Below are 1,515 nucleotides of genomic sequence, written 5' to 3' on the forward strand. Positions count from 1 at the left end.
GCCCCGCCCCCTCCGCGCCCTTCGCCGCCGTCGACCTGGGCGCGTCCAGCGGGCGCGTCATGGTCGGACGCCCGGTGGACGGCAAGCTCGCCCTGGAGGAGACGCACCGGTTCGGCAACCGCCCGGTCCGCGTGAACGGCACCCTGCACTGGGACATCCTGGCTCTGTACCAGGGCGTGCTCGACGGGCTGCGCGCCGCCGGCGCCTCCGCTGGAGCGCCGGCCTCGGTGGGGATCGACACCTGGGGCGTGGACTACGGGCTGCTGGACGCGGACGGCGCGCTGCTCGGCAACCCGGTGCACTACCGGGACGCCCGGACGGAGGGGATGGACGCCGAAGTCGACAGGGTGCTCCCCGCGCCGGAGCTGTACGCGCTGACCGGACTGCAGCGCATACCCATCAACACGCTGTACCAGCTGACGGCCGCACGGCACACCCGGCAGCTGGCCGCCGCACGGCGGCTGCTGCTGACGCCCGACCTGCTCTCCTACTGGCTCACCGGCCTGGAGGGGACCGAGCTCACCATCGCCTCCACGACCCAGCTCATCGACCCCCGCACGGGCGAGTGGTCGCAGCCCGTCGCCGAGGCGCTCGGTATCGACCTGTCGCTCTTCGCGCCGCTGCGCCGCCCCGGCGACCCGGCGGGCGAGCTGCTGCCCGGCGTACTGGCCGAGACGGGCCTGCCCGGCCCGGTGCCCGTGACGGCTGTCGGTGCACACGACACCGCCTCGGCGGTCGCCGGAGTCCCCGCGGACGGGCGGGATTTCGCGTACATCGCGACCGGCACCTGGTCGCTGGCCGGCGTGGAGCTGGACGCGCCCGTGCTGAGCGAGGACAGCAGGCTCGCCAACTTCACCAACGAGCTGGGCGTGGACGGCACCGTGCGCTATCTGCGCAACCTCATGGGGCTGTGGCTGCTCCAGGAGTGCCTGCGCGCCTGGGAGGCCGCGGGCGCTCCGCACCAGCTCGGCCCGCTGCTGGAGCGGGCCGCGCGCTCCCCGGGGCTGCGGTCCGTCGTGGACGCGGGCGACCCGGCGTTCCTGCCGCCGGGCGACATGCCGGCCCGCATCGCTGAGGCATGCCGCCGTACGGGGCAGCCGGTGCCCCGCGACCCGGTGGAGACCACCCGCTGCGTCCTCGACTCCCTCGCGCTCGCCCACCGTTCGGCCATCGCCGACGCTCGGCGGCTGTCCGGCGCCGGGGTGCGGACGGTGCACATCGTGGGCGGGGGCGCACGCAACGCGCCGCTGTGCCAGCTGACGGCGGACGCGTGCGGTCTGCCCGTGGTGGCCGGTCCCGCGGAGGCGGCGGCGTACGGCAACGTCCTGGTCCAGGCGCGTACCGCGGGTGCCGTGCGCGGTGACCTGCCGGCACTGCGCGCCCTGCTGCGCGACAGTGTGGACCTGCGCCGCTACGAACCCGCCGGGGACCCGGCGGCCTGGGACCGGGCCGCCGCGCGCGTACGACCGCACGAGGAGCCCGCACACGGCGCCTGAGGCGCGTGGGGTGGGTCCG

1 protein-coding gene is annotated in these 1,515 nt (G+C 76.0%); it reads left to right on the forward strand.

The window, feature by feature from the left end:
* Nucleotides 1-35 precede the first annotated feature (35 nt).
* Nucleotides 36-1,496: a rhamnulokinase gene (locus tag G5C65_RS37145; protein WP_241266337.1), complete on the forward strand. Its 1,461-nt coding sequence runs from the start codon at nucleotides 36-38 to the stop codon at nucleotides 1,494-1,496.
* The last annotated feature ends 19 nt before the right edge of the window (nucleotides 1,497-1,515 follow it).

Source organism: Streptomyces boncukensis (assembly GCF_011045075.1).
Taxonomy (GTDB): Bacteria; Actinomycetota; Actinomycetes; order Streptomycetales; family Streptomycetaceae; genus Streptomyces; species Streptomyces boncukensis.